At 76.6% G+C, this 1134-nt stretch carries 1 protein-coding gene and 1 pseudogene; both read left to right on the top strand.

All coding sequences use genetic code 11. The annotated features are described in order from the left end of the window. Positions 1 to 592, top strand: a pseudogene (locus AB0L34_RS34185) (hypothetical protein); the annotation flags it as partial. A gap of 36 nt (positions 593 to 628) precedes the next feature. Next, positions 629 to 1134: FAD-dependent monooxygenase (locus AB0L34_RS34180; protein WP_363709816.1), on the top strand; the 506-nt coding region annotated here is incomplete at its 3' end.

Here is a 1134-nt window from a genome sequence, read left to right as displayed (position 1 = left end):
GGGCACGATCAGCCGCCCGACCGCGAAGATCGTGCCCCGGCAAGGGGTGCCCGCGCTGCCCGGCCTGATCGGGTTCGCCGTGCTCACCGCGCTCTGCGTCGCCGTGGTGCTGCTGCTCTACCGTTCCGAGGCGATCCGCGCCTACCTGGTCCGGCACCGCAAGGGCCTGGTCGTCGAGGGCGGGACGATCGCCTGGCGGGAGATGACGCCGAAGCGTCCGCAGGCGAACGGCTGGCTGCTCACCGCCCGGGTCGCGGCGTTCACCTACAGCCCGCTGATGCTGGTGCCGGCGCTGGTGGCGACCGGCGCCGTGCTGGACGGGCGGCTCGCCGCCGTACCGGCATTGATCTTCTGGTTCGGCGCCGGCATCGCGGTCAGCTACGCCGTCCTGTTCTGCACCGCGTTCCTGCTGCGCGACAAGGCGTGGGCGCGGAAGGGCCTGGTGGCCGTCACCCTCGGCGTCCTCGCGATCGACCTGCCCCTGTGCTGGTGGCTGCTCGGCGCCGACGGCCTGATCCGCGACGGCGCCCCGCTGGTCACGGCGGCAGCCCTCTGCGTCTGGTCGCTGTACCGGGCCACCCGGTCCCGTTGATGCCCGGGGTGGGGGCCGGCAGGGGAGGATGAGGGGGTGTGGGACGTCGGGGTGGTGGGGGCGGGGCCGGCGGGAGCGGCCGCCGCGCTCGGCGCACGACGGGCCGGGGCGGCGCGGGTGCTGCTGCTGGACCGGTCCGACTTCCCCCGCGACAAGGCGTGCGGGGACGGCATCGCCGCGCACGCGCTGGACGTCCTCGACGAGCTGGGCGTGACCGGGGCCGTCGACGGCTACCCGCCCCTGCCCGCGCTGCGCCTGGTCGCACCCGGTGGCGGCACCGTCGCCCGGACGCTGCCCCGGCCCGCGTACACGGTGCCCCGCCAGGTGTTCGACGCACGCCTGGTGGCGGCGGCGGTGGCGGCCGGCGCCGAGTTGCGGCGGCACACCGTACGCCGGGTGGAGATCGCTCCCGACCGGGTGGTGCTCGACGGTGAGCTGTCCGCGCGGGCGCTGGTCGGCGCGGACGGCGCCGGGTCGGTGGTCCGGCGCGCGCTCGGGCACCCGGGCAACCCGGACCGGCACCTGGCGCTCGCCATCCGGGG

Source organism: Micromonospora sp. NPDC052213 (assembly GCF_040679695.1).
Lineage (GTDB): Bacteria > Actinomycetota > Actinomycetes > Mycobacteriales > Micromonosporaceae > Micromonospora.
This window is presented reverse-complemented; position numbering and strand designations above follow the sequence as displayed.